This is a genomic window from Pseudaquabacterium rugosum (assembly GCF_038066575.1).
Classification (GTDB): domain Bacteria; phylum Pseudomonadota; class Gammaproteobacteria; order Burkholderiales; family Burkholderiaceae_C; genus Pseudaquabacterium; species Pseudaquabacterium rugosum.
Genome location: NZ_JBBUTF010000010.1, coordinates 27264 through 49807, shown reverse-complemented (window position 1 = coordinate 49807; position 22544 = coordinate 27264). Strand labels below are relative to the sequence as shown.

Annotated in this window: 22 protein-coding genes and 1 pseudogene; 15 read left to right on the top strand and 8 right to left on the bottom strand. The window is 73.8% G+C overall.

What is annotated here, in order from left to right; all coding sequences use genetic code 11:
• Positions 1 to 5: 5 nt before the first annotated feature.
• Positions 6 to 2867: a response regulator gene (locus AACH11_RS12575; protein WP_341374580.1), complete on the bottom strand. Its 2862-nt coding sequence runs from the start codon at positions 2865 to 2867 to the stop codon at positions 6 to 8.
• Positions 2868 to 3239: 372 nt separating this feature from the next.
• Here AACH11_RS12575 and AACH11_RS12570 point away from each other — a divergent pair, with 372 nt between their 5' ends.
• The 5 genes from AACH11_RS12570 to AACH11_RS12550 all read left to right on the top strand — a co-directional run bounded on the left by AACH11_RS12570 (position 3240) and on the right by AACH11_RS12550 (position 6453).
• Positions 3240 to 3590: a hypothetical protein gene (locus AACH11_RS12570; RefSeq protein WP_341374579.1), complete on the top strand. Its 351-nt coding sequence runs from the start codon at positions 3240 to 3242 to the stop codon at positions 3588 to 3590.
• 157 nt (positions 3591 to 3747) lie between these two features.
• The gene (locus tag AACH11_RS12565) at positions 3748 to 4557 is read left to right on the top strand and encodes a HupE/UreJ family protein (RefSeq protein WP_341374578.1); all 810 of its coding nucleotides are present in this window, start codon (positions 3748 to 3750) and stop codon (positions 4555 to 4557) included.
• Between the two features lie 107 nt (positions 4558 to 4664).
• The gene (locus AACH11_RS12560) at positions 4665 to 5009 is read left to right on the top strand and encodes a DUF6488 family protein (protein WP_341374577.1); all 345 of its coding nucleotides are present in this window, start codon (positions 4665 to 4667) and stop codon (positions 5007 to 5009) included.
• A gap of 25 nt (positions 5010 to 5034) precedes the next feature.
• Complete coding sequence (locus tag AACH11_RS12555; RefSeq protein ID WP_341374576.1) at positions 5035 to 6084, top strand: DMT family transporter; 1050 nt, start codon at positions 5035 to 5037, stop codon at positions 6082 to 6084.
• Between the two features lie 87 nt (positions 6085 to 6171).
• Positions 6172 to 6453, top strand: a complete 282-nt coding sequence (locus AACH11_RS12550; RefSeq protein ID WP_341374575.1) for a DUF427 domain-containing protein — start codon at positions 6172 to 6174, stop codon at positions 6451 to 6453.
• Positions 6454 to 6534: 81 nt separating this feature from the next.
• Here the strand turns inward: AACH11_RS12550 and AACH11_RS12545 are convergent, their stop codons facing one another.
• Positions 6535 to 7233 carry an HAD family hydrolase gene (locus tag AACH11_RS12545; protein ID WP_341374574.1) on the bottom strand — a complete coding sequence of 233 codons (699 nt, stop codon included), beginning with the start codon at positions 7231 to 7233 and terminating at the stop codon, positions 6535 to 6537.
• Between the two features lie 108 nt (positions 7234 to 7341).
• A complete protein-coding gene (locus tag AACH11_RS12540; protein WP_341374573.1) occupies positions 7342 to 7794 on the bottom strand; it encodes a GFA family protein in 453 nt (150 codons plus the stop codon).
• A 246-nt stretch (positions 7795 to 8040) separates the two neighbouring features.
• On the opposite strand from AACH11_RS12540, the gene AACH11_RS12535 reads away from it, so the two are divergent.
• Complete coding sequence (locus AACH11_RS12535) at positions 8041 to 8697, top strand: GDSL-type esterase/lipase family protein (RefSeq protein ID WP_341374572.1); 657 nt, start codon at positions 8041 to 8043, stop codon at positions 8695 to 8697.
• Between the two features lie 9 nt (positions 8698 to 8706).
• Here the strand turns inward: AACH11_RS12535 and AACH11_RS12530 are convergent, their stop codons facing one another.
• Complete coding sequence (locus AACH11_RS12530; protein WP_341374571.1) at positions 8707 to 9645, bottom strand: LysR family transcriptional regulator; 939 nt, start codon at positions 9643 to 9645, stop codon at positions 8707 to 8709.
• A gap of 97 nt (positions 9646 to 9742) precedes the next feature.
• Here AACH11_RS12530 and AACH11_RS12525 point away from each other — a divergent pair.
• The 7 genes and pseudogenes from AACH11_RS12525 to AACH11_RS12495 form a co-directional block, all read left to right on the top strand.
• Positions 9743 to 10708: pseudogene (locus AACH11_RS12525) on the top strand (ketopantoate reductase family protein); the annotation flags it as partial.
• 12 nt (positions 10709 to 10720) lie between these two features.
• A complete protein-coding gene (locus AACH11_RS12520; RefSeq protein ID WP_341374600.1) occupies positions 10721 to 11119 on the top strand; it encodes a VOC family protein in 399 nt (132 codons plus the stop codon).
• Between the two features lie 48 nt (positions 11120 to 11167).
• The gene (locus tag AACH11_RS12515; RefSeq protein ID WP_341374570.1) at positions 11168 to 11695 is read left to right on the top strand and encodes a MaoC family dehydratase; all 528 of its coding nucleotides are present in this window, start codon (positions 11168 to 11170) and stop codon (positions 11693 to 11695) included.
• Positions 11692 to 12978: a CaiB/BaiF CoA transferase family protein gene (locus AACH11_RS12510; RefSeq protein WP_341374569.1), complete on the top strand. Its 1287-nt coding sequence runs from the start codon at positions 11692 to 11694 to the stop codon at positions 12976 to 12978. The genes AACH11_RS12515 and AACH11_RS12510 overlap by 4 nt, the downstream gene beginning before the upstream one ends.
• Before the next feature lie 41 nt (positions 12979 to 13019).
• Positions 13020 to 13901, top strand: a complete 882-nt coding sequence (gene aroE / locus AACH11_RS12505; protein WP_341374568.1) for a shikimate dehydrogenase — start codon at positions 13020 to 13022, stop codon at positions 13899 to 13901.
• A 38-nt stretch (positions 13902 to 13939) separates the two neighbouring features.
• Entirely contained in the window at positions 13940 to 14398 is a 459-nt protein-coding gene (gene aroQ, locus AACH11_RS12500; protein ID WP_423228736.1) for a type II 3-dehydroquinate dehydratase, read from the top strand.
• 73 nt (positions 14399 to 14471) lie between these two features.
• On the top strand, positions 14472 to 15434 hold the full coding sequence (locus AACH11_RS12495) for an AEC family transporter (RefSeq protein WP_341374567.1): 963 nt from the start codon (positions 14472 to 14474) through the stop codon (positions 15432 to 15434).
• A 15-nt stretch (positions 15435 to 15449) separates the two neighbouring features.
• Here AACH11_RS12495 and AACH11_RS12490 read toward each other — a convergent pair whose 3' ends face one another.
• Complete coding sequence (locus AACH11_RS12490; RefSeq protein ID WP_341374566.1) at positions 15450 to 16193, bottom strand: SDR family oxidoreductase; 744 nt, start codon at positions 16191 to 16193, stop codon at positions 15450 to 15452.
• 208 nt (positions 16194 to 16401) lie between these two features.
• Between AACH11_RS12490 and AACH11_RS12485 the strand changes: the two genes are divergently transcribed.
• Complete coding sequence (locus AACH11_RS12485; RefSeq protein WP_341374565.1) at positions 16402 to 18627, top strand: hypothetical protein; 2226 nt, start codon at positions 16402 to 16404, stop codon at positions 18625 to 18627.
• 203 nt (positions 18628 to 18830) lie between these two features.
• On the top strand, positions 18831 to 19463 hold the full coding sequence (locus AACH11_RS12480) for a PEP-CTERM sorting domain-containing protein (RefSeq protein WP_341374564.1): 633 nt from the start codon (positions 18831 to 18833) through the stop codon (positions 19461 to 19463).
• A gap of 46 nt (positions 19464 to 19509) precedes the next feature.
• On the opposite strand, the gene AACH11_RS12475 is transcribed toward AACH11_RS12480, so the two are convergent.
• From AACH11_RS12475 to AACH11_RS12465, 3 genes are all read right to left on the bottom strand, one after another.
• Positions 19510 to 20499, bottom strand: coding sequence for a GlxA family transcriptional regulator (locus AACH11_RS12475; RefSeq protein ID WP_341374563.1), 990 nt, complete (start codon positions 20497 to 20499; stop codon positions 19510 to 19512).
• 92 nt (positions 20500 to 20591) lie between these two features.
• A complete protein-coding gene (locus tag AACH11_RS12470) occupies positions 20592 to 21320 on the bottom strand; it encodes a DJ-1/PfpI family protein (RefSeq protein WP_341374562.1) in 729 nt (242 codons plus the stop codon).
• Positions 21321 to 21465: 145 nt separating this feature from the next.
• A complete protein-coding gene (locus AACH11_RS12465; protein ID WP_341374561.1) occupies positions 21466 to 22356 on the bottom strand; it encodes a hypothetical protein in 891 nt (296 codons plus the stop codon).
• Positions 22357 to 22544: the final 188 nt, after the last annotated feature.

Sequence of the window (22544 nt, the reverse complement as noted above, 5' to 3'; positions counted from 1 at the left end):
GCATCCTAGTCGGCTGGCGCGGGCGGCCGCCCCGGCGCCGGCCCGGACGCCCGCGCCACGCCCTGCAGCGGCAGCCAGCGCAGCAGCATCTCGTAGAGCCGCGCCGGATCGACCGGCTTGGCCAGGTGGTCGTTCATGCCGGCGGCCAGGCAGGCGGCACGGTCCTCACCGAAGGCGTTGGCCGTCATCGCCACCACCGGCAGGCCGGGGCCGAGCTGGCGGCGCAGCTCGCGCGTGGCCCACAGGCCGTCGTGCACCGGCATCTGCATGTCCATCAGCACCAGGTCGTAGGGCCGCAGCAGCGCCAGCTCGACCGCGCGCTGGCCATCCTCGGCCAGCTCCACCACCAGGCCGGCGTTCGTCAGCAGGGCCTCGGCCACCTCGCGGTTGATCACGTGGTCCTCGGCCAGCAGCACGCGCTGGCCGTGGTGCCGGGCGCGCAGCCGGGCCATCAGCACATCGGCCGGCGCCGGGCCGTCGTCGGCGGCCACCGCCGGGCGTGCCAGCGGCCGCAGCACGCGCACCAGCGCGTCGTGCAGCGCCGAGGGCGTCACCGGCTTGACCAGCACCGTGTCGCAGCCGAGCGTCTGCGCCGCGTGCCAGACGGCGGGCTCGTTGAAGGCGGTCACCAGCAGGGCCGGCGGCATGCCGTCGCCGGCCAGTGCGCGCAGGCCGCGCAGCGTGGCCTCGCCATCGGGCGGCGGCATGCGCCAGTCGACCAGCACCACGTCGTAGGGCCGGCCGGCGCTGAGCTCGGTCTGCATGCGCGCCAGGGCCGTGCCGCCGTCGGGCAGGGCATCGACACGCAGGCCCAGCATCTGCAACTGGTCGCGCAGCGCGGCCAGGGCCTCGGGCAGGTCATCGACCAGCAGCGCGCGCAGCCCCTCCAGTGGCACCGGCTCGGCATGCTGGCCGGCCTGCGCGGCCTCGTCCAGCCAGGCGGTGAACCAGAAGCGGCTGCCCTCGCCGGGGGTGCTGTCGACGCCGGTCTCGCCGTCCATCAGGCCGGCCAGATGGCGGGTCAGCGCCAGGCCCAGGCCGGTGCCGCCGTGGCGCCGGCTGACCGAGGCGTCGCCTTGCGAGAAGGCCTGGAACAGCCCGTCGAGCTGCGCGGCCTCGATGCCCGGGCCGGTGTCACGCACCTCGAAGCGCACCTGCACGCGGCCGCGCCGTTGCTGCAGCCGCTCGCCCTTCAGCCGCACCCAGCCGCTGTCGGTGAACTTCACCGCATTGCCCAGCAGGTTGATCAGCATCTGCGACAGCCGCGTGGCATCGCCCTGCAGGTGGCCGGGCAGGTGATCGGTGTCGACCACCAGCTCCAGCCCCTTGGCCTGGGCCTCGGTGCGCACCATGTCGACGGCGCCCAGCACCAGGCGGTCGACGCTGAAGGGCGCGTTCTGCAGCGCCATCTTGCCGGCCTCGACCTTGGACAGATCGAGGATGTCGTTGATGACCTGCAGCAGGTGGCGCGCGGCACCGTCGATCTTGACCAGGCGTTCGCGCTGCACCGGGTCGCGCAGCTCGCGCGACATCAGATGGCCGAGGCCGATGATGGCGTTCATCGGCGTGCGGATCTCGTGGCTCATGTTGGCCAGGAAGGCGCTCTTGGCCTGGCTGGCGGCATGGGCCTGGGTCATGCGCAGCGCCAGCTCGCGGCTGGTGGCGGCCAGATCGGCGGTGCGCTGCTGCACCTGGCTTTCCAGTGCCTCGCCCTGGGCGGCCAGGCGCTCGGCGGCCTGGCGTGCCTGCTCGGCCATGTCCTGCAGCCGGGCCTGGGCCTGGCGATGGGCGCCGTCGATGCGGGCCAGCTCGGCGGCCACGCGGTCGATCTCGGCGATGCCGCTGGGGCTGCCGGGGCGGACGTGATCGCCGGGGGCGGCGGCCGCGGGCCCGGTCTCGGCGAGGGCGGCCACCGCGCGCGCCAGCCGGCGGCTGGCCAGGCGGCTGGCGACCAGGGTCACGGTCAGGCTCAGCAGCACCGCCAGGCCCAGCAGACCGGCGGCCTCACGCAGCGGGGCCTGCACGGTGGCCGCATCGATGTGCACGCGCAACCGCCAGGGCAGGCCGGGCACCGGATGCTCCTCGGTATGGCCGTGGCGCAGGCGCTCCAGCAGGCCTTGGACCGGTGGCGCGGCCGGCAGCTGTTCGGAGGCGGCCTGCGCCGCGCGGTCGGGGCTGGGCGCCGCGACGCGGGCGGCCAGGGCGGTGACGGCGTGGTCACCCCAGTGCGCCAGGCGCGCCCGGCGGCTGTCGAGCAGATCGACCGACCAGCCCGCGGGCAGCGGCTGTGCCCGCACCGCCTGCTGCAGCAAGGCCAGATCGACCGCCGTGCTCAGTGCGGCCACCGGGCCGCCCGCCCCCGGCACCGGCACGGCCAGCACCACCACCGAGCGGCCCAGGCCGGGCAGCTCGAAGCGGTCGCTGACCGCGGGCTGGCCGGTCTGCAGCGCCTGCGGCGCCGCGGCCCGCGCATCGCCGCGCGGCACCGGCGGCAGCGCCGTGCCGAAGGGGAACTGGGTGGTGAACAGCAGCCGCCGGTCGGGTGCCATCAGCAGCACGTCGCCGCCGTGGGTGGCGCGGTAGGGGCGAGCCCGCTCGTGCAGCTGGCGCGCCTGGGCGGGCTCGGCCACGGCCGCGGCCGCACCGGGTTGGGCGGCCAGCAGGGCCAGCGCCTGCTGACGCCGGCTGACCTGCTCGTGCACCCGCTGGCCGAGATCGGCCGCCAGCGCGCGGGCATCGGCCTCACCGTCCTGGCGCGCGCGGTCGATGCCGCGCACGCCCAGGGCCACGAGCATCACCATCGGCGCCGCCAGGCTCCAGCCGACCAGGTGGCCGAGGTAGCGGTCCAGGGTGCGGGGGGGTGTCATGGGCGGGCGTGCTGTGCGTGGTCACCGCAGGCCTGGCCTGCCAGGCGCAGGGCTGGGCTCAGCAGGAGCGGTGGGGGGCAGGGCGTGGAGCGGGTGGTGGCGTCCATGTCAGGTGTTGGGCAGAGGCGCGGCCACGACCCATCCGGTCTGCATCGGTTCATCGTACTGCACCCGCATGCGCGGCCGGTCGCGCCAGGATCGTGGCCGCTGCCCGCTGCCCGCTGCCCGCTGCGTTCTCGTCCTTGTCCTCTCATCGCCGTGTTCGCGCTCGCCGTGGGCACGGCCACTGGCAGGACATGACCTCGCCGGGCTGGTGACCGATGGCGCGTGCCGGTACCGAAGTCCGGATCTGAGCTCTGCTAGCATCCGTGGATGTTCCGCCGCTGGCTCGTCCTGATCCTGCTCGCGCTGCAGCTGCAGCCGGTGCTGGCATTCATGCCGGAGCGGGCAGGCGAGCTGGCCGTCGCTCTGGAGCATGAGGTCATGCACCAGGGACTGCAGGGCCACCACCACGGCGATGACCTGCGCCTGCAGGCCGACGATGACGGCTCCCCGCTGACGCACGTCCACCACGACGCGTCACACCATGGCGTCCTGCCGCTGGTTCCCGGTCCTGGCTTGGCGGCCATGCCGGCATCGGCCGCGCCCATTCCGTTCGGGCGCTGCTGCATCCCCTCGCCCTGCCTCGAAGGGCCGTTGCGCCCACCCCGCTCCGGGGCCTGATGACCGTCGGACCGGCGCGCCTGCCGGTCCTGTCCCCTCATCCTCGACGTCACGCCGCCCACGTGCCGGTGCGCGGCCCGGTCCTGCCCGTCGCGCACCGCGTCAGCCTGCGCGCGGCACGGCCCGCGCGTTGACGTCCGTCCTGTCCCGGAGCCCCATGTTCCCGATCCTGCCAGCCGTCCCGCGTCGCGCGGGCCTGCTCCTGCTGTCCGCCTGCCTGCTGCTGCTGCCCGTACTCGGCTGGGCGCACGGCATCTCTGCCGAAGACCGTCAGCGCATGCTCGACGGTGGCTACCTCCAGTACGTCGGCCTGGGCGCGACCCACATGCTGACCGGTTACGACCACCTGCTGTTCCTGTTCGGCGTGGTCTTCTTCCTGAGCACCTTCCGTGACGTGGCGAAGTTCGTCACCGTCTTCACGGTCGGCCACTGCATCACGCTGGTCTTCGCCACCTTCTTCGGCATCACCTGGAACTACTTCCTGATCGATGCGGTGATCGCGATCAGCGTCATGTACAAGGGTTTCGACAACCTCGGCGGCTTCCTGCGGGTGTTCGACATGCCGCGCTCGCCCAAGCTGCTGGCCATGGTCTTCGGCTTCGGTCTGCTGCATGGCTTCGGTCTGTCGACCCGGCTGCAGCAGCTGCCGCTGGGCGACGACCCGTTGGCCATGCTCGGGCGCATCCTCAGTTTCAACGTCGGGGTCGAGCTGGGCCAGATCGTGGCATTGGCGGTCATGGTCGCGGTGCTGGCCTGGTGGCGGCGCAGCCCGTCCTTCGCGCCGATCGCCCGCGCGGCCAATCTGCTGCTGGTCTTCCTCGGCTTCCTGCTGCTGCTGATGCAGCTGCACGGCTATCTGCACGACAGCCGTCCCGGCGACTTCCGTTTCCCGGTCGAGGAGCACCGTCACATCCATGAGGACATGGAGGTGGACAAGACGGTGGACCCCGGTCGCAACCAGCTGTGACCGCCGGCCCGCCCCGTGACCCGGCCCTGCGGGCCATCGCGCCCGCCGCAGCCTCCTGCCCACCCTGTTCTCCCTGCCCAGTCCCTCTCGTCCGATCGGAGCCCCTCATGAACAAGACCCTGATGTCCCTCGCCTTCCTCGCCCTGTCGACCACCGCCCAGGCCGGTGCCGACGCCAGCTGTCACTTCCATGGCAGCAAGCCGGCCGCGCAGGCCACCGTCGTGCAGTGCGCGGTCCAGTACAAGGACAAGCTGGTCGAAGGCGGCAAGCTGGAGAAGTCCTGGCAGACCGTGAGCCAGACCACCAGCATCGAGCAGGTGGACGGCAAGCGCAGCAAGGAATGGAAGCTGAGCTTCAAGAACCCGGCGGCCACCGACAAGAGCAAGGACACGCTGTACCTGTTCTACACGCTGCCGGGCAACTTCATCGCCGCGAATCACACCGGTCAGTGAGACCGCAGCCGACGGACGCCCACGCATGAGCCACCGCCACCTGCCTGCCCTTCGGGGCGCCGTCCTGGCCCTGCTGGCCGCCGCCCTGTTCGGCATCAGCACGCCGCTGACCCAACGGGCTGGCACCGGTGTCGGCATGTTCACCACCGCTGCCTTGCTGTATGCCGGCGCGGCCCTGGTGGGCCTGCTGACACGCCAGCCGCCCGAGCGTGAGGCCCGCCTGCAACGCACGGATCTGCCCCGGCTGATCGCCATGGCGGCCTTCGGTGCCGGGCTGGGCCCGGTGGCCCTGGCCTGGGGCCTGCAGCACACCAGCGGCACCGGTGCGGCGCTGATGCTGACGCTGGAGGCGCTGTTCACCGCGGTGCTGGCCCGTCTGCTCTACGGTGAGAGCCTGGACCGCCGGGTGGTGATCGCGATGGTGCTGCTGTTCACCGGTGGCGTGGTGCTGGTGGTCGACCAGGGCCGCTCGGGCACCAGCGCGCTGCTGGGGCTGGCCGCCGTGCTGCTGGCCACGATGGCCTGGGGTGTGGACAACACCTTGTCGCGCGGCGTGTCCGAGCGTGACCCGGGCCAGGTGGTGCTGGCCAAGGCCGTGCTGGGCGTCACGCTGACCGGGCTGCTGGCGGTGGTGGCCGGCGAGTCTGTGCCCTCGGTCACGGCCGTGGCGGCATTGCTGGCCATCGGTGCCAGCGGCTACGGCCTGAGCCTGCGTTTCTACCTGCTGGCCCAGCGCGCCTTCGGTGCGGCGCGCACCGGCTCGGTGTTCGCGTTCGCGCCGTTCATCGGCGCGGCCTTCGCGGTGCTGCTGGGCGAGCGGGATCTGAGCGCGTGGATGGCGCTGGGCGGCGGGCTGATGCTGGCCGGCGTGTTCCTGCATCTGCTGGAGTCGCACGCGCACGAGCACACCCACCAGGCGCTGGAGCACGACCATGCCCACACCCATGACGACGGTCACCATGACCACCATCATGAGGTGCCACCGGCCGGCCCGCACAGCCATCCGCACCGCCATGAGCTGCGCACCCATGCCCATGCCCACGTGCCGGATGCGCACCATACCCACGCGCACTGAGGTCTGGCGTGGCCGGCCGACGCTGCGGCGTATGCTCGCGGCCTGACAGGCGCGCCGTCCCGGGCGCGCCGCCACAGGAGACCCCCCATGAAGGCCATCTGGAACGGCACCGTCGTCGCGGAGAGCGACGACACCGTGATCGTCGAGGGCAACCATTACTTCCCGGCCGAGGCGCTGCCGCAGAAGTACCTGCTGTCCAGCAACAGCCGCACCATGTGCAGCTGGAAGGGCGAGGCGCGCTACGCGACGCTCTTCGTCGACGGCGACGCGCTGCCCGACGCCGTCTGGTTCTATCCCGAGCCGACCGAGGCCGCCGCCGAGATCAAGGGCCGCGTGGCCTTCGGCAAGGGCGTGCAGGTCGTCGAGTGAGGGGTGCAGACACCTGAGGATCCCAGGCAGGTACGGGTGCCGTGCCGGTCGTGAGCCGATCGGGTGCCGCCGCCCACGACCTCAACCCTGCGCAGCCTCCAGCTTCGCCCAGCGCCAGGCCTTGAGCGCCTGCAGATCCGTCAGCGGATGGACCTGGGGCAGCAGGTCGTCGGGCAGGGGGTCTTCGGAGCCCATCACGCACACCGTCATGCCGGCGCCGAGTGCCGCGCGCACGCCGGGGGCGCTGTCCTCGACCATCACGCAGCGGGTGGGATCGACGCCCAGCTGCTGCGCCGCATGCAGCAGCAGCTGCGGGTCGGGCTTGTAGACGCCGAGCTCGACGGCGCTGATCAGGCGGTGCTCGCAGCGCGCCAGCAGGCCGGTCAGGCCGAGCGTCGTGTGCATCTTGCTGCGCGGGCCGTTGGAGGCGATGACCCACGGGATGTGCTGCTCGTCCAGCCAGGTCAGCAGCTCGCGCGCGCCGGGCATCAGCTGCAGTTCGCGTTCGAAGCGCGCGCGCATGGCCGCGCGGATGCGCTCCTCGATGTCGGCCGGCAGCGGGCCGCGGCCCTGGGCCTGCGCCAGGGCCTCGAACAGCTCGACCACCTGGATCATGCTGCGGCCCTTGAGGGCCATCAGGTCGTCGGGACGGTCCATCGCCAGACCGAGGGCCTGGGCGGCGTCGATGATGCCGGCGAAGCCCGGCGGCTCGCTGTCGACGAGGGTGCCGTCGCAGTCGAAGATGATGGCGTCGAAGGTCTGCTCAGGAGGGGATTGCATGGCTGCACTGTAGCCAAGCCGCCGCCGGTCACCGCGCTCGGCGGCGGCCGGCGGGCTGTGCAGGGCTGCAGGGGCCGCGGCCGGTGCAGCGGCTGCGGCTGCGGCCGCTCAGGCCCGGGCCGCCGGGGGCTGGGCGGGGGTGGCGGGCGCGGCCGGGGCGGGCGCTGCCTTCGGGTGCGCTTCCAGCGCCGGGTCCAGGCAGGCCCAGGTGGGCGCGCTGGCGGTCCAGATCTGGGCCGTCGGGCGCAGGGCCGAGGGCTCGTCGAGCACACCCAGGCGCACCACGGTCGAGCCCGGGCGGCCGCTGGAGTCGGAGAACAACTGGCTGCCGCAGGCCGGGCAGAAGCGGCGGGTGACCTGGTTGCCGCTGTCGGCCGCCCGCACATGGGCGGCCGGCGTGCCGGTGATCTCGATGGCCGCGGTCGGGAACAAGGCGTTGGCCGTGCCGTTGGCCGCCAGGCGCTGGCAGTCGCGGCACCAGCACAGGCGCACGGCGGCCGGCTCGGCCGCGATGCGGAAACGGATCTGGCCGCACAGGCAGCCGCCGAGGTAGGCGCTCATCGAAAGGCTCCGCAGAATCGGTGTTCGGGAGCGGCAGGGTAGCAGCCGTGGGGCGGGTGGCGGCGGTGGCGGCCGGTGCCGGACGCTTCAGTCCTGCCGACGGACTGTGCAGCGCCGTGGGATGGGAGGTGGCGACGCGCGGCCACAGAATGCCGCGCGGGACGGCCCCGCGGCCGCCGTCCTGCCGCCGCCCGTGCGGTCGGCCCGTTCCGCCGGTCCGCCTGTCTGTCTGTTCGCCTGTCCGCCATGAGCCTGCTGCCCCGTTCCATCCTCTGCTTCGGCGATTCCAACACCCACGGTACGGCGCCGATGACGGCGCTCGGCCAGTCGCGGCGCTGGCCCTTCCACCAGCGCTGGCCGGGCGTGCTGCAGGGCCTGCTGGGCGCCGACTGGCGGGTGATCGAGGAAGGGCTGCCGGGGCGCACCATCGGCCGCGACGACCCGGTCGAGGGCGCGGACCGCAACGCGCTGCGCTGGCTGCCGGCCTGTCTGGGCTCGCACCGGCCGCTGGATGCGGTGGTTTTCCTGCTCGGCGTCAACGACCTCAAGGCCCGCTTCCAGGCCGATGCGGCGGCGGTGGCGGCCGGTGTGCACGGCCTGGTCGACGCGGTGCAGCTGGACTGCGCGCGCGCCGGCCTGCCGCAGCCGCGCCTGCTGGTGGTCAGCCCGCCGCCGGCGCGCGCCCTCGGCTGCCTGGCGCCGATGTTCAGCGGTGCCGAGGCGCGCGGCCAGGGCCTGGCCGAGGCCTACGCCCGCGTGGCCGCGGCCCGCGGCGTGGACGTCATCGACGGCGGCTCACTCGCCCGCGTCTGCGACGAGGACGGCGTGCACCTGGACGTGCCGGCCCATCAGGCGATCGGCCGGGCGGTGGCGCGCTGGGTGTGTGATGGCGAGCCGGGTTGAGGTGAGGTCTCAGGCCTGAGGCGCTGGCGCCCCGAACAGCCCGGCCACCGCCTCCCGCAGCCAGCGGTGGGCCGGGTCCTGGTGCAGCCGCGCATGCCAGTGCTGGCCGACCGGGAAGCCGTCGATGGCCAGCGGGCAGGCGTGGACCGTCAGCCCGCCGCGGCCGGCCAGCTCCTGGCCGATGTGGCGCGGCAGCGTGGCCAGCAGGTCGGTCGACTGGATGACCGCGCCCAGGCCGAGGAAGCCGGGCAGCTCCAGCACCACGCGGCGCTCGATGCGCGCGCGCGTCAGCGCCTGTTCCAGCAGCCGCGCGCCGGTGCCCGAGCGGATCGCCACATGGCCTTCGGCGCGGTAGCGCGCCAGGTCCAGGCGGTCGCCGCCGTCGTCGGCCTGCGGCCGGCCCAGCCGCGGGTGGCCGGCATCGGCCAGGCAGACCCAGTCCTGCGTGTAGAGCTGCTGCTGGAAGGTGGCCTGGCCCATCCACGGCACGTAGCCGATGGCCAGATCGGCTTCGCCCGAGGCCAGCGCCTGCTCGGTGTGGGCGTCGATGCCGGCGGCCTCCAGCCGGATGCCGGGCGCGTGCCGGCGCAGATGGGCCAGCAGCCGCGGCAGCAGCGTCAGGTGGCTGGCGTCGGTCATGCAGATGCGCCAGCGCAGCGTGGCGCTGGCCGGCTCGAAGGCCGGCGCGTGCGAGCCCAGGCGGCGCAGCGCGGCCAGCACCTCGCGGCAGGGGCCGATCAGCGCGTCGGCCCGCGGCGTGGACTTCAGCGCACCGGCATGGCGCACGAACAGCGGATCGCCCAGCTGGCGCCGCAGCCGGCCCAGCGCCAGGCTGACGGTGGGCTGGCTCTGGCCCAGCAGTTCGGCGGTGCGGGTGACGCTGCCGGTCTCGTGCAACAGGTCGAACAGCTGCAGCAGGCGCACGTCGGGCAGGTCATCGGCAGGCATGGCGACATTCTGTTCCGCAAATGACGGTATTGATGCCATTGCATTGAGCGAATGAGCGCCGCGGCCGACCATGCCGCCTCCACCACAAGGAGGTCGCGTGAAGATCGCCATCCTGGGGGCCGGCGCGCTGGGCTGCGCGTTCGGTGCCTCTCTCATCGAGGCCGGACAGGACGTCTGGCTGATCACCCGCACGGCGGGCTCGGCGCAGCGCCTGCGCGGCGATGGTCTGCGGGTCGACGATGCGCGCGGCAGCCGGGTGCTGGCGGTGCAGGCCTGCGCCGGGGAGGCGGTGGCGGCCGCGGCCGGCGGGCCGGGGCCGGTCGATCTGGTGGTGGTGCTGGTCAAGTCCGGCGACACGGCGGCGGCGATGGCACAGGCGCGTGCGCTGGTCGGTGCCGGCACGGCCGTGCTGTCGCTGCAGAACGGCCTCGGCCATGAGGACCTGCTGGCCGAGGTCGTCGGCCGCGGCCCGGTGCTGGCCGGCAAGACCTATGTCGGCGGCGTGCGGCTGGGGCCGGCCCACATCCGCAGCGGCGTGCCGGGCAAGGCCACGCTGATCGGCGAGCTCGACGGCCGGCGCTCGGCGCGCGTGCAGCGCATCGCCGAGGTGTTCAACGCCGCCGGCCTGGCCACCGAGATCAGCGCCGACATCGTCGCCACGATGTGGGACAAGCTCTTCGTCAACGTCGCCACCGGCGCGCTGGCGGCCATCACGCGCCTGCCCTACGGCCCGCTGTACGACGAGCCGCTGCTGGCCGACACCGCCCAGGCCGCCGTGGCCGAGGCCCAGGCCGTGGCCCGCGCCGCCGGCGTGGCCATCGGCCCGCGCGATCCGGCTGCCGTCTGGGCGCTGGCCCGCGCCGGCCTGGGGCCGGACTTCCGCACCTCGATGCTGCAGAGCCTGGACCAGGGCGCGCGCACCGAGATCGACGTCATCAACGGCGCCGTCGTCCGGCACGGCCGCCGCCTGAGCGTGGCCACGCCGGTCAACGCCACGCTGGTGGCCTGCATCAAGGGCATCGAGCGTGGCCGGGCGGAGGCGGCGCGCACCGACGCTGCGGCGCCTGCCGCGACCGTGCAGCGGTCTGCCACCACCGCCTACCTGGAGCACGTCGCCGTCTTCGTGCGCGACATCCACTGGCACATCCGCTTCTTCGCCCAGGTGCTGGGCCTGACGCTGCGGGAGATCGACGGCCCGCCCGAGGCGCCGCGCCAGTACTGGACGCTGGGCGGCCTGCAGCTGATCGCGGCCCCTGAGTTCGACGGTCCGGAAGGCCGGCTGGCCCATCTGGGCGTGATGTGCGCCGATCTGGAGGCCGCGCTGGCGGCCGCCGCGGCCTTCGGCGTCACCGCGCTGCCCCAGGGCCGCCACTGGTTGCGCCTGCCCGACGGTCTGGCCGTCGAGCTGATCCAGGCCTGCCCGGCCAACTGCGTGGACCGCGCCCGCGCCATCGACCCGCGCGCCGGCGCCTGAAGCCGCGTCCTGTCTCCCGCCACCGATCCACCGATCCCCCGACCGACCATGGCCATCACCGAGAAGACCTGGGACGACGCCCGCGTGGGCGACACCTGCACCAGCCCGCGCTACACCGTCACCCGCGAGCGCATCCAGGCCTATGCCGACCTGACCGGCGACCACACGCCGGTGCACGTGGACGAGGCCTATGCCCGGGCCAGCCACTTCGGCTGCATCGTTGCGCACGGCCTGTTCGGCCAGTCGATCGCCGACGGGCTGAAGACGCAGAGCGACTACCGCTTCCTGCCCGGCATGTCGCTGGGCTGGACCTGGGACTTCCTGCAGCCCATCCGCGTCGATGACGAACTGCACGTGCGCTTCAGCGTCGGCAGCCTGCGCGCCAGCCGCAGCCGCCCGGGCTGGGGCATCGTGGTGCTGCCCTGCGAGCTGATCAACCAGCACGGCCAGGTGGTGCAGCGGGGCGAACATCGGCTGATGGTGCCGCGCCGCCCCGGTGCCAGCGGGGAGGCCCAGTGCCCGCTGCCGGCGGCCACGACCACTGTCACCGTCCCTTCCGGCCCGGAGGCCGCATGAGCGCGTCCACCGCCTCCAGCACCGCAGGCACCGCCGCCGACCGCCAGCCCCTGCCGCTGGCCGGCCTGCGCGTGATCGACTACAGCCACTTCCTGGCCGGGCCCTACGTCGGCCGCTGCCTGGCGGCCCTCGGCGCCGAGGTGATCAAGGTCGAGCGGCCCGGCACCGGCGATGCCGGCCGCCAGCACGCCACCGTGCTGGACGCCCACACCAGCGGTTACTTCCTGCAGCTCAACATGGGCAAGCAGGGCGTCAGCGTCGACATGAAGGATGCGCGCGGCAAGGCCTTCATGCAGCGCCTGTGCGATTCGGCCGATGTCTTCATCGAGAACTACCGCCCCGGCGCGCTCGACAAGCTCGGCCTGGGCCACGCCGAACTCTCGGCGCGCAACCCGCGGCTGGTCTACTGCTCGATCTCGGCCTACGGCCACACCGGGCCCGATGCCCACCGCGCCGGCTTCGGCCTGATCGCCGAGGCCAGGAGCGGCATCATGCAGATGGTGGGCACGCCGGGCGAGCCGCCGCCGCTGCTGCGCATCTCGCTGGGCGACATGTACACCGGCATCCACGCGGTGGCCGCCATCAATGCCGCGCTGCTGGGCCGTGAGCGCAGCGGCCGCGGCCAGCACATCGACATGGCGCTCTACGACACGCTGGTGTCGATGCACGAATATGCGGTGCAGAACTGGACGCTGCGCGGCGTGCTGCCCGAGCAGACCGGCCACGACATGCCGACCTCCACGCTGTACGGCGTGTTCCGCGCGGCCGATGGCGATCTGGTCATCGCCGCCCAGGTCGACGCGGCCTGGAAGCGCTTCGCCGCGCTGGTCGAGGCCCACGGCGGGCCGGCCGGCTTCGCCAGCGATGCCCGGCTGCACGACGGCAGCGGCCGCAACGCGCAGCGCGAGCACATCCTGGCCGTCGTGCGGCCCTGGGTGGCCGCACGCACCGTGGCCGAGCTGACGCGCCTGCTCGACGGCATCGACGTGCCGTGTGCCAAGGTGCAGCGCATCGACGAGGTGCTGGCCGATCCGCAGATCCAGGCCCGCGGCATGGTGGTCGAGCAGCATCACCCGCGCCTGGGCACGCTGCGCCTGCCCGACCTGCCGTTCCGCTTCAGCGGCTGCGACACGACGATCCGCCGCGTCGCGCCCGACCTCGGCCAGCACAACGCCGAGGTGGCGGCCGCGCTCGGCTATGGCGCCGACGAGATCGCCGCGCTGCAGGCCGATGGCGTGCTGTTCAGCGCGCGGCCGGACGGCACCGGCCTGCCGCCGGCCTGACGACACCCGCGCCCCCCCGACAACCGAACCCAGGAGACCCCATGACCGACCGTTATGCGGTGATCGGCCACCCGATCGCCCACAGCCAGTCGCCGCTGATCCACGGCCTGTTCGCCCGCGAGACCGGGCAGGACCTGGTCTACGAGGCGATCGAGGGCCCGCTGGCGCCCGCGCAGGGCTTCGAGGACATGGTGCGCGCCTTCTTCGCCGCCGGTGGCCGGGGCCTGAACATCACCGCGCCGTTCAAGCTGCGGGCCCGGGCCCTGGCCGACGACTGCAGCCCGCGGGCTCGCCTGGCCGGTGCGGCCAATGCGCTCAAGTGCGAGGGCGGTCGCATCCTGGCCGACAACTTCGACGGCATCGGCCTGCGGCGCGACATCGAGCTCAACCTCGGCCTGCCGCTGGCCGGCCGGCGCGTGCTGCTGCTGGGCGCCGGGGGCGCGGCCCGCGGGGCGCTGCTGCCTTTCCTGGAGGCCGCTCCGGCCGCGCTGGTGCTGGTCAATCGCGACGTGGCCAAGGCGCGTGCGCTGGTGGCCGAGGTGGCCGAGGTGGCGCAGCTGCCGGCCGGTGAGGGCGCGCCGCTGCCGGCGGCCGCCGTGTGCGCGCTGCAGGCCGTCGGTTATGACGAGGTGGCGGCCCTCGGTGCCTTCGATCTGGTCATCAATGCCACCTCGGCCAGCCTGAGCGGCGCCTTGCCGCCGCTGCCGTCCGCGGTCTTCCGAGCCGGCGGCAGTGCCTACGAGCTGGCCTACGGCAAGGGCCGCACGCCCTTCCTGCAACTGGCCCGCGCGGCCGGTGTGCAGGGCGGGGCCGATGGCGTGGGCATGCTGGTCGAGCAGGCCGCCGAGGCCTTCGCCTGGTGGCGCGGCGTGCGGCCGTCGACCACCGCCGTCATCGACCGCCTGACCGTGCCGCTGGACTGAGCCTCCGGCCCCGAACCTGCATCCCGAGCGAGCCCCCCATGTCCTCCCTGCCCCGCATCCTGATGCTGCATGGCATCAACCACGCCATGTTCGGCCACCGTGACCCGCGGCAGTACGGCCGCGAGACCCTGGCCGACATCGACGCCCGCCTGCGCGCCCTGGCCGCCGAACTCGGCGTCACCGTCGAGAGCTTCCAGTCCGACCACGAGGGCGCGCTGGTCGAGCGCATCCACCAGGCCTTCGGCGAGCGGGTGGACGCGGTGCTGATCAACGCCGGTGCCTGGACCCACTACAGCTATGGCCTCCGCGATGCGCTGGCCATCCTCGCCTGTCCGGTCGTCGAGCTGCACATGTCCAACATCCACGCCCGCGAGCCCTTCCGCCACCGGTCGGTGTTCGCCGACATCGTGCGCGGCCAGATCTGCGGCTTCGGCGTCGAGAGCTATGCGCTGGCGCTGCGGGCGGCCGTCTCGGCCCTGCCGGCGGCCGTCGGCTGACTGCAGATCCGTGCGGACACCGACTGCGTGATCGCACGCCCCGCGGCCGCCGCGGCACCGACACTGCCCCCTCATGGACACCATCCTGCATGCCACCGCGCCGGTCCAGATGCTGATCGGACTGGGCTGGCTGGCCGCGCGCTGGCGCTGGCTCAGCGCGGACCAGGGCCGCGCCCTCGGCCGCTTCGTCGCCTGTTTCTGCGTGCCGGCGCTGATGCTGCGCACGCTGATGGGCCTGCGCCCGGCCGAGGTGCTGCGGCTGGACGTGGTGCTGCCCTATGCCGTCGGCTCACTGGCCACCTTCGCGCTGGTCCATGCCTTCGCGCGCATGGCGGGCCGGCGGCCGCACGCGGTGGCCGCGATCGAAGGCCTGGGCGCGGCGGGCTCCAACAGCATGTTCGTCGGTCTGCCGGTGCTGCTGGCCCTGCTGGGTCCGACGGCCACGCTCGGCCTGGCGCTGGTGCAGCTGGTCGAGAACCTGCTGGTCATCCCGCTGGGCCTGCTGCTGATCGATCTGAAGGCGGGTGGCACGCCGGAAGGGTCGGGCCGGGGCGCCCGTCTGCGTGGCGTACTCGGCGCCACCGCCCGCTCGGTGCTGCACAACCCGCTGGTGCTGTCGGTGCTGGCGGGGCTGGCGCTGTCGGCACTGTCGGTGCGGCCGCCGGGGCCGGTCGATGCGGTGCTGCGGCTGCTGGCCGGGGCCGCCGCGCCGGCCGCTTTGTGCGCGATCGGTGTCGCGCTGGCCGGGCTGCGGCCGGCGGGCCAGTGGCCGGATCTGCTGGGCGTGGCCGGGGCCAAGCTGCTGCTGCATCCGCTGGCCGTGCTGCTGGCGCTGCAGGTCTGGGCGCCGGCCGATCCGCTGCTGTGGCAGGCCACGCTGCTGTTCGCGGCCATGCCGATGATGAGCATCTACCCGATCTTCGGCCAGCGCGCCGGCCAGGAGGGGCTGTGCGCCGGCGCGCTGCTGGCGGCCACGATCGCCTCGGTGGTGACGGTGCCGGGCTGGGTGCTGCTGGCGCGCCACCTGGGCGGCTGAGGCCGCGCGGGTGGCTCAGAGATCGAAGTTCGTCGGCAGCAGCACCACGTCGCGGATCGTGATGTGGCGCGGGCGGGTCAGCATGAACAGGATCACCTCGGCCACCTCCTGCGGCTCGATCAGGCTGCCGGCGGCGCGCGCCTCGGCCAGCTTGTCGGCCGGCCAGTCGGCCAGCAGACCGGTGACCACCGGCCCCGGCGAGACCGCGCCCATGCGCAGCCCGTGCTTGAAGATCTGCCGCCGCGTGGTCTGCACGAAGCAGTCGATCGCCCACTTCGAGGCCGCGTAGACCGGCTCCCAAGGTGTCGGGTAATGCGCCGCCAGCGAGCTGGTGACGACGATGTCGCCGCTGCCGCGCGCGATCATGTGCGGCAGCACGTCGCGCACGTTCTTCATCACCACGCTGACGTTGAGCTGCATCATGCGGTCGATCGCCGAGCTGTCGTGGTCGACCAGATCGCCGCCCAGATAGGCGCCGGCGTTGGCATGGAAGACATCGAGCCGGCCGTCGCCCGCCTCCAGGATGCGCGGCAGCAGCTGCGCGCAGGCGGCGGCATCCAGCAGATCGAGGGCCAGCGGCCGTGCCTGCGGGCCGAGTGCCGCGCACAGCGCCTGCACCGCGGCGGCATCCCGGTCGACCAGCACCACCCGCGCGCCGGCGGCCAGCAGGGCCTCGGCGCTGGCGCGGCCGATGCCGCTGGCCGCGCCGGTGACGGCGGCGGTGCGGCCGGCCAGGGGAAGGGTGGGGGTGTCGCTCATCGGTGTCTCCTCGGTCGGGGGCCCTGACGATAGGGCGTGGGGCCGGCACCGGCCCGTACGCCCCGGTCGTCGATCGGTACCGGCTTGCGCGGACCGCCACGCGCCAGGCCCCGCGGGCCGCCGACCCACGGGCGATGGACGGGCCGGCCGGCCGGCGGTTGTGCCGGTCGGTCCGCCCGCCTATGCTGCGCCGCGGAGGTGACGGACCATGGCGGACATCAAGTGGGGAGAGCTGGGCAAGCAGCTGCTGCAGGTCGGCGGCGCCTATCTGCAGCAGCAGGCCCGGGAGGCGCTGGCGCGTGACCCGCGCCTGAAGCCGCTGCTGGATGCGTTGGAGCGGCCCGCTCAGGGCCCCGGCGCCGCCGCGGCGCCCGTGTCTGCGGTGTCGCCGGGCGCGCCCGTGGCGGTCTCTGCGGCGCTCTCTGCTGCGGCTTCCGCGGAGGCCGCTGATGCCGACGCCGTCACCCATCAGACCTTCCTCGCCGATGCCCAGCGCTTTGAGCGTTGGTGGCTGCTGCCCGAGGCCGCGCGCGAGGCGGCGGTCGAGGATCACCTGCGCACGCTGGACGAGGCCGGTCTGCGCCAGTGGCGCCGGCACCTGATGACGATGCAGGGCCATGTGCGCACCGCCACCGAGCAGCACCAGCGCAACGAGTCGCGCAGCGGGGGCGGCAGCGTCGAGGACCGCATCAGCTATCTGGATGCCAGCCTGCGCAGCGGCCAGCGCGACCCGGCCTGGTTGGCGCGCCAGCAGGAACTGGAGGGCCTGGCGCAGTGCCTGGCCGCGTTGCTGGAGCGGCCGTCCGCCACGCCGCCCGCCGTGCCCGCCGCCTCCGTCGCGCCCGCCCCCCCGGCGGCCCCGGCCGAGCCTTCGCCCCACCGCCTGATGCTGGACCGCCTGCGCACCGAGTTGCGTCAGGCCGTCGACAGCGGCCAGCTGCAGCCCGAGCGCCGGCTGGCCTGCCAGCAGATGCTGGATCAGGTGGAGGCGGTGGTGATCGCCAGCGAGCGCGGCACCCTGTCGCCCGAGCAGAGCCTGGCGCAGATGCGCGATCTGCTGGCCGAGTTCGCGCCCTTCCTGTCGGCGCCAGGGCCGGCGCAGCGCGTGCGTGGCGCGCGGGCCCGGACGGTCGACCGCCATGCGGGGGCGCTGAAGGTGGCGGCGGCGCAGGCGCTGGTCCACTGCAGCGAGGGCCCGGAGCAGCTGCGCCTGCAGGCGGTGGTGGCCGATGCCACCCAGGTGCAGCAGGCCCTGGCCGAGGCCGCCGACGACAGCGCCGTGTGCAGCCTGGAGCAGACGCTGCTGCGCCCGGCCGCCCGGCGCTGGGCCGCCAGCCAGATGGCCCGCCATGCGCTGCTGGCGCGCCCGCTGTGGGACAGCGCCGGGCTGCCGGCCTCGGCCAACAGCGTGTTCTTCAGTGGCGCGGATGACGCGCAGGCCTGGCTCGCGACCGTGCTGGCGCCGCTCGGCCTGCAGCTGTGCCCCACCGAGGCGCTGCAGAGCCTGGGCCAGGCCCGCTGGAACGCGCTGACGCGGGCCCATGTGGCCGTGTTCGACCTGCGCGGCGCCGGCGCGATGGCGCAGCGGGCCACGGCCGAGCCGGCCCGCGCCCGCGCCCTGGCCACCGCCGCCTACGAGCTGGGCCTGGCCTTCGCCCTCGGCCAGCCGGTGGTGGTGCTGGCCGAGGCCGACGAGGCGCTGCCCTTCGACGTCGATCTGGCGCCGTGCCGGCTGCACGGCCCGGCGCCCGCCGATGCCGCCCGCCTGACCGAGGCCCTGGACGAGGCGCTCTACACCCTGCAGCGCCCCACCCAGCGTCCGATCCTGGCGGCCAGCCTGGCCCACCTGCGCACGCTGGCCGAGACCCAGGGCCTGGCCGACACCGCCGAGGCCATGGGTTGGCTGGACCCGCAGCGGGCGCGCGATGCCGCGGCCTTCGGCGCCGCGGCCCAGGCCGTGCTGCAGCGCCTGCCCGAGCCCGGCTGGCGCCTGCTGCACAGCGCCTGGCCCGGCCGCTACCCCGATCCGCGGACGCCGCTGTGCTTCCACGTCATGCCCTTCGGTCCGGCCTGGGCCGATGGCGCCCGCGACGCCGCCCGCCAGGCCTGCGAGCAGGACCTGTCCGCCCTGGGCCTGCACTATCTGCGCGGCGACGCGTCCGAGAACGGCCGCATCATCCACGCCATCTGGGACGACCTGTGCCGCGCCCACGCGGTGCTGGTGGACCTGAGCGGCGCCAACCTCAACGTGATGATCGAGCTGGGCCTGGCCCATGCGCTGGGCCGCCCGGTGCTGATGGTGCAGCGCCGGGATGCGCCCGCGGGCCTGGTGCCGCCATCGCTGGACAAGCTGCGCCTGCTGACGTACGACGATGACGACGCCCTGCGCCGTCTGGTCGCGCAGCGTCTGCCGGGCCTGTTGCAGGCGACCTGAGGCGCTGCGTCCGTTTCTGGATGCGCCGCACGCGGTCGCACGAACCGCGCTGCCGGACGGCCTGAGGGTCCCGCCGTCACGTCGTTCATCACCCCGTTGGAGGAGGCGCCCGCGCCATTGGTGACCGCGCGTAACGGCCGGGCTTGCGGCGAAGTCCGGCTCCTTATGATCTTTGGCTGACCAGAGAGCAACAGGGAGAGATCATGAACGACCAGCGGTATGTCCGCCGTGTGCTTGGGGTGCTGGTGGCCGCTGCCGGCCTGCAGGCACCGGCCTGGGCCGACGACACGGTGCTCACCTTCACCGGCACCTGCATCAATGCCCGCTGCATCGGCGCGGCCGATGGCACGGCCCCGGCTTCCGTCACGGCCACGCTGACCTTCAGCGACCTGACGTGGGACGTGGCCGACACGGGCGGCTACGAAGCCGTCGCCAGCGCGGCCTTCGACTTCAGCTACACCGGCCCGAACAGCTTCGTCAGGCTGTCCGATCAGGTGCCCTTGAACGGCGAGAAGTCCTACTTCCACAGCACCACGGCCTCGCTGGCCGGCCTCGACGACTTCAAGCTCATCTGGGGCGATCCGGTGGGCGGCCTCGGTGCGCCGGGGCTGGGCGTGCTCAGCGGCAACGCGACGGGCTGGCGCTGGTCCGGCTACACCTTCCTGTGGGTCGGCGGCACGCCGCTGCCGACCACCTACGACATCCATAACAGCACCGCGGACTGGGCGTGGACGACCACCGCCGCCGCCGTGCCCGAGCCGGCATCGGCTGCGCTGCTGGCCCTCGGCCTGGGCGTGGTGGGTGGCGCGGCCCGCCGCCGCGCGTTGCGGGCCTGAGCCTGGGCTGCCGGGCGGCTGGGCTTCTGGGCGACCAGGCTGACGATCACCGCGGCCCGGCCTCGGGCCGCACCGACGACGGCGTGCCCGCCAGCCCCGCCCGCTGCCACGCCCGTCGCAACTGCGCATCCGAGGAGAAGCCGGCCAGCTCCGCCGCGCGGCCCACGCCGTGCCCGGACCGCAGCGCGGCCCGGGCCAGCGCCAGGCGCAGCTGCAGCAGCCAGGCCATCGGCGCCAGGCCGGCGTGCTGCCGGAACAGCCGCCGCAGATGCCGCGTGGAGGTGGGCGCCCGCGCGGCCATGGTCTCCAGCGTCCAGGCCGCCCGCGGATCACGCGCCACCGCATCCTGCACCCGGTGCAGCAGCGGCTGCAGATGCTGGCGGTGGGCGATGAAGGGCGACAGCTCCGCATCCTGCGGCCCACGGCGCAGCGCCAGCACCAGCTGCTGCGCGATCTCGGCGGCCAGCGGCGGGCCCGCCACCGGCCCCAGATGAGCACTGACCGCATGCAGCATCAGGTCGATGCCGGTGGACACGCCCGCGCTGCTGGCCACCGGCCCGTCGAGCACGAAGACGCGGTTGTCCAGCACCTGCGCGGCGGGTGCGGCGGCGCGCAGCTCGTCCAGATGATCGTGGTGGGTGGTGGCCGCGCGGCCGTCCAGCAGGCCGGCATGGCCGGCGATCACCGCCCCCGCACACACGCACAGCAGCTCGATGTGGCCGGCGCGCAGCGGCAGCGGGCGCAGCCAGCGCAGCAGCTCGCGTGCGGGCGCGCTGTCGAGCGCGATGCGCGCGCCCGTCTGGCCGACCAGCATCAGCCATTGCCGACGGCCACCGGCCGCGGCCTGCACCAGATCCGGCAGCGGCGCCAGATCCGCGATCACCGCACCGACCGAGCTGCGCGCCTGCGGCCGCGGCCCCACGCAGTGCAGCGTGAACACCGGGCCCAGGCCGCGCGCCTCCAGCAGCCGCCGCGCCACCCGCAGCACCTCGGCCGGGCCGGCCCAGTCCAGCAGCACATGGTCGTCGAGCAGCACGATGTGGACATCGACCGGCGCGGGGCCGGGCGTTGCAGGCTCGGTCTGCCGCGCGTGCGGACGGGTCGGTCGTGTCGGGCGTGTCTGGCGTGTCACTCGGGCTGGCTGATCCATCGGTAGTCCATCTGGCGCGCCGTGCGCTCGGCCAGCGCCGGGCTGGCCAGATGCGCGACCAGCGCCAGCGACAGGTCGATGCCGGCACTGATGCCGGCCGACGTCCAGAGCCGATCGTCCACCACCCAGCGCGGTCCGTCCAGCACCTGCAGCTGCGGCCAGCGCGCGCGCATCGGCGCCAGATCCTCCGGATGCGTGGTCACACGCCGCGGGCCCTGCAGCAGCCCGGCGGCCGCCAGGATGAAGCTGCCGGTGCACACCGCCGCCAGCACCTGAGCGGCGGGCGCCTGGCGCTGCAGCCAGGCGCGGGTGGCGGGGCAGGCCTCGGCCGCATCGGTGACGCCGCCGGGGATCAGCAGGATGTCGGTTGGGGTGGCGGGCGGGGCGGGCGCTTCGCACACCTCGGGCGCCACGGAAGCTGCGGGTGCCGAGAGTGCCGGTCTGGCATCGTCGAAGCCCCCGTCCGGCAGCAGGCGCAGGCCCGCGCGGCTGCGGACGGCCGCGCCATCGCGCGACACGGTGCGCACCTGCCAGCCCGCGGCGATGGCCGCGCCGGGCAGCCGCGCGCCATCCGGCCGGGCGGCCACGCGTGCGGCGGTGGTGAAGACCTCGCAGGGGCCGGTCAGGTCGAGCAGCTCGACGCCGTCGTAGGCCAGCAGGGTGAAGGTGAGCGGGCGGGGCGGGGGGGTGGATGACGCGGTGGGCATGGGGCCGATGCTGGCCGTGCCGGGCCTTCGGCGCCAGTGCGGGGGCGGACATGGAGCGTGCGGGGACGGACAGCGTCCGCATGCCGTCATCCGGTCCAGGATGCGCTCGGACGTCTATCCGCCATCTGAGCTTTTCGCTGTCGCTTCAGCTCTTGGGTGCCGTCGCCGTGTTGTGCATCAGCTTGTTCAAGGCCGCCGCCAGTTCTGCCCGGCGCTTGTACAGCGTGTTGCGGCTGATGCCCGCGGCAGCCGCCTGTGCCGCGTCGGTCGTCCTCGGGCCGCTGTGGCGCTCGATTTCACTGTCGTACGTGCTGCGCTGCTGCGGGGGCAGGGCGTCGCGGGCGGCCTCCAGAGCCTGGAACAGTTCCTCCGTCTGCGCGGCCTCGTCCTCGGCGCTGTGGGGGGAACCGTCCACGCCGTGGGCATGGGTCACGGCCTCCAGCCAGTCGTCGTGGCCGGTGCTGCCGTCGGCGTCGCCCTCGTCGCCCGGTGCTCGCCCGTCGGTCAGGAAGCCCCGTGGCGTGGCGCCCGGCGGCGCGCCGTTCAGGCCGTCTTCCCGCTTGTATGCCTTGCGGTGCAGGTCCAGCAGGAAGTTGCGCACCACCGCCTGCATGAAGCCGCGCAAGTCGCTCTTGGCCGGGTTCCACTGGCTGAGCAGGCCGGTCAGCAGCGTCTGGCCGGCGTGGCCGGCCTTGCTGGCACGGCGTGCCAGGAACTCGGCCTTGGCCTCGTCACCCAGGTTGTCCAAGCCGCCGTAGATGTGCTCCAGGCTGTGATTGGCATGGCGACGACTCAGGGCCGCTGCCTGTTCGCGAAAGGTACGCGACAGCACATCGTCTTCTCGCGTGGATGTGCCGTCGGCCGTGAAGCTGACCCAGCCGGCCGCCAGCAAGCGCAGGATGCGCAGGCGCAGCGCCTCGCGCTCGACGCTGTCCTCCACGGGCAGGGCCAGGTACTGCTGGGCCAGCCCATCAAGTTCCAGCCAGCGCTGGCGAGGTGCTGAGGGGCGAAGGACGGAACGGGTGTTCGACTTCATGGCGGATCCAGTGGGTGGTGTGAAGGCGTGCGGTCTGGCGTTTGGTGCTGACCATGAAAAAAGCGGGCCCCACCGCCGCCAACGGCCGCAAGACCGAAGACCAAGGCGGCAGGCCCCGAAGCATGCCGGCACCGACCTGGATACCCCGCACGGCACGCCAGCACAGCCCTTGGGCTGCGCTGCTCCGG

What these genes read in the sequence shown, in the direction of transcription:
- AACH11_RS12555 (WP_341374576.1), top strand. Translation starts at nt 5,035, where the DNA reads ATGAGCCACCGCCACCTGCCTGCCCTTCGGGGCGCCGTCCTGGCCCTG.
- AACH11_RS12470 (WP_341374562.1), bottom strand. Translation starts at nt 21,320, where the DNA reads ATGCCCACCGCGTCATCCACCCCCCCGCCCCGCCCGCTCACCTTCACC.
- AACH11_RS12575 (WP_341374580.1), bottom strand. Translation starts at nt 2,867, where the DNA reads ATGACACCCCCCCGCACCCTGGACCGCTACCTCGGCCACCTGGTCGGC.
- AACH11_RS12515 (WP_341374570.1), top strand. Translation starts at nt 11,168, where the DNA reads ATGGCCATCACCGAGAAGACCTGGGACGACGCCCGCGTGGGCGACACC.
- AACH11_RS12495 (WP_341374567.1), top strand. Translation starts at nt 14,472, where the DNA reads ATGGACACCATCCTGCATGCCACCGCGCCGGTCCAGATGCTGATCGGA.
- AACH11_RS12480 (WP_341374564.1), top strand. Translation starts at nt 18,831, where the DNA reads ATGAACGACCAGCGGTATGTCCGCCGTGTGCTTGGGGTGCTGGTGGCC.
- aroQ (WP_423228736.1), top strand. Translation starts at nt 13,940, where the DNA reads ATGTCCTCCCTGCCCCGCATCCTGATGCTGCATGGCATCAACCACGCC.
- AACH11_RS12560 (WP_341374577.1), top strand. Translation starts at nt 4,665, where the DNA reads ATGAACAAGACCCTGATGTCCCTCGCCTTCCTCGCCCTGTCGACCACC.
- AACH11_RS12490 (WP_341374566.1), bottom strand. Translation starts at nt 16,193, where the DNA reads ATGAGCGACACCCCCACCCTTCCCCTGGCCGGCCGCACCGCCGCCGTC.
- AACH11_RS12570 (WP_341374579.1), top strand. Translation starts at nt 3,240, where the DNA reads ATGTTCCGCCGCTGGCTCGTCCTGATCCTGCTCGCGCTGCAGCTGCAG.
- AACH11_RS12510 (WP_341374569.1), top strand. Translation starts at nt 11,692, where the DNA reads ATGAGCGCGTCCACCGCCTCCAGCACCGCAGGCACCGCCGCCGACCGC.
- AACH11_RS12545 (WP_341374574.1), bottom strand. Translation starts at nt 7,233, where the DNA reads ATGCAATCCCCTCCTGAGCAGACCTTCGACGCCATCATCTTCGACTGC.
- AACH11_RS12550 (WP_341374575.1), top strand. Translation starts at nt 6,172, where the DNA reads ATGAAGGCCATCTGGAACGGCACCGTCGTCGCGGAGAGCGACGACACC.
- aroE (WP_341374568.1), top strand. Translation starts at nt 13,020, where the DNA reads ATGACCGACCGTTATGCGGTGATCGGCCACCCGATCGCCCACAGCCAG.
- AACH11_RS12565 (WP_341374578.1), top strand. Translation starts at nt 3,748, where the DNA reads ATGTTCCCGATCCTGCCAGCCGTCCCGCGTCGCGCGGGCCTGCTCCTG.
- AACH11_RS12540 (WP_341374573.1), bottom strand. Translation starts at nt 7,794, where the DNA reads ATGAGCGCCTACCTCGGCGGCTGCCTGTGCGGCCAGATCCGTTTCCGC.
- AACH11_RS12535 (WP_341374572.1), top strand. Translation starts at nt 8,041, where the DNA reads ATGAGCCTGCTGCCCCGTTCCATCCTCTGCTTCGGCGATTCCAACACC.
- AACH11_RS12485 (WP_341374565.1), top strand. Translation starts at nt 16,402, where the DNA reads ATGGCGGACATCAAGTGGGGAGAGCTGGGCAAGCAGCTGCTGCAGGTC.
- AACH11_RS12530 (WP_341374571.1), bottom strand. Translation starts at nt 9,645, where the DNA reads ATGCCTGCCGATGACCTGCCCGACGTGCGCCTGCTGCAGCTGTTCGAC.
- AACH11_RS12465 (WP_341374561.1), bottom strand. Translation starts at nt 22,356, where the DNA reads ATGAAGTCGAACACCCGTTCCGTCCTTCGCCCCTCAGCACCTCGCCAG.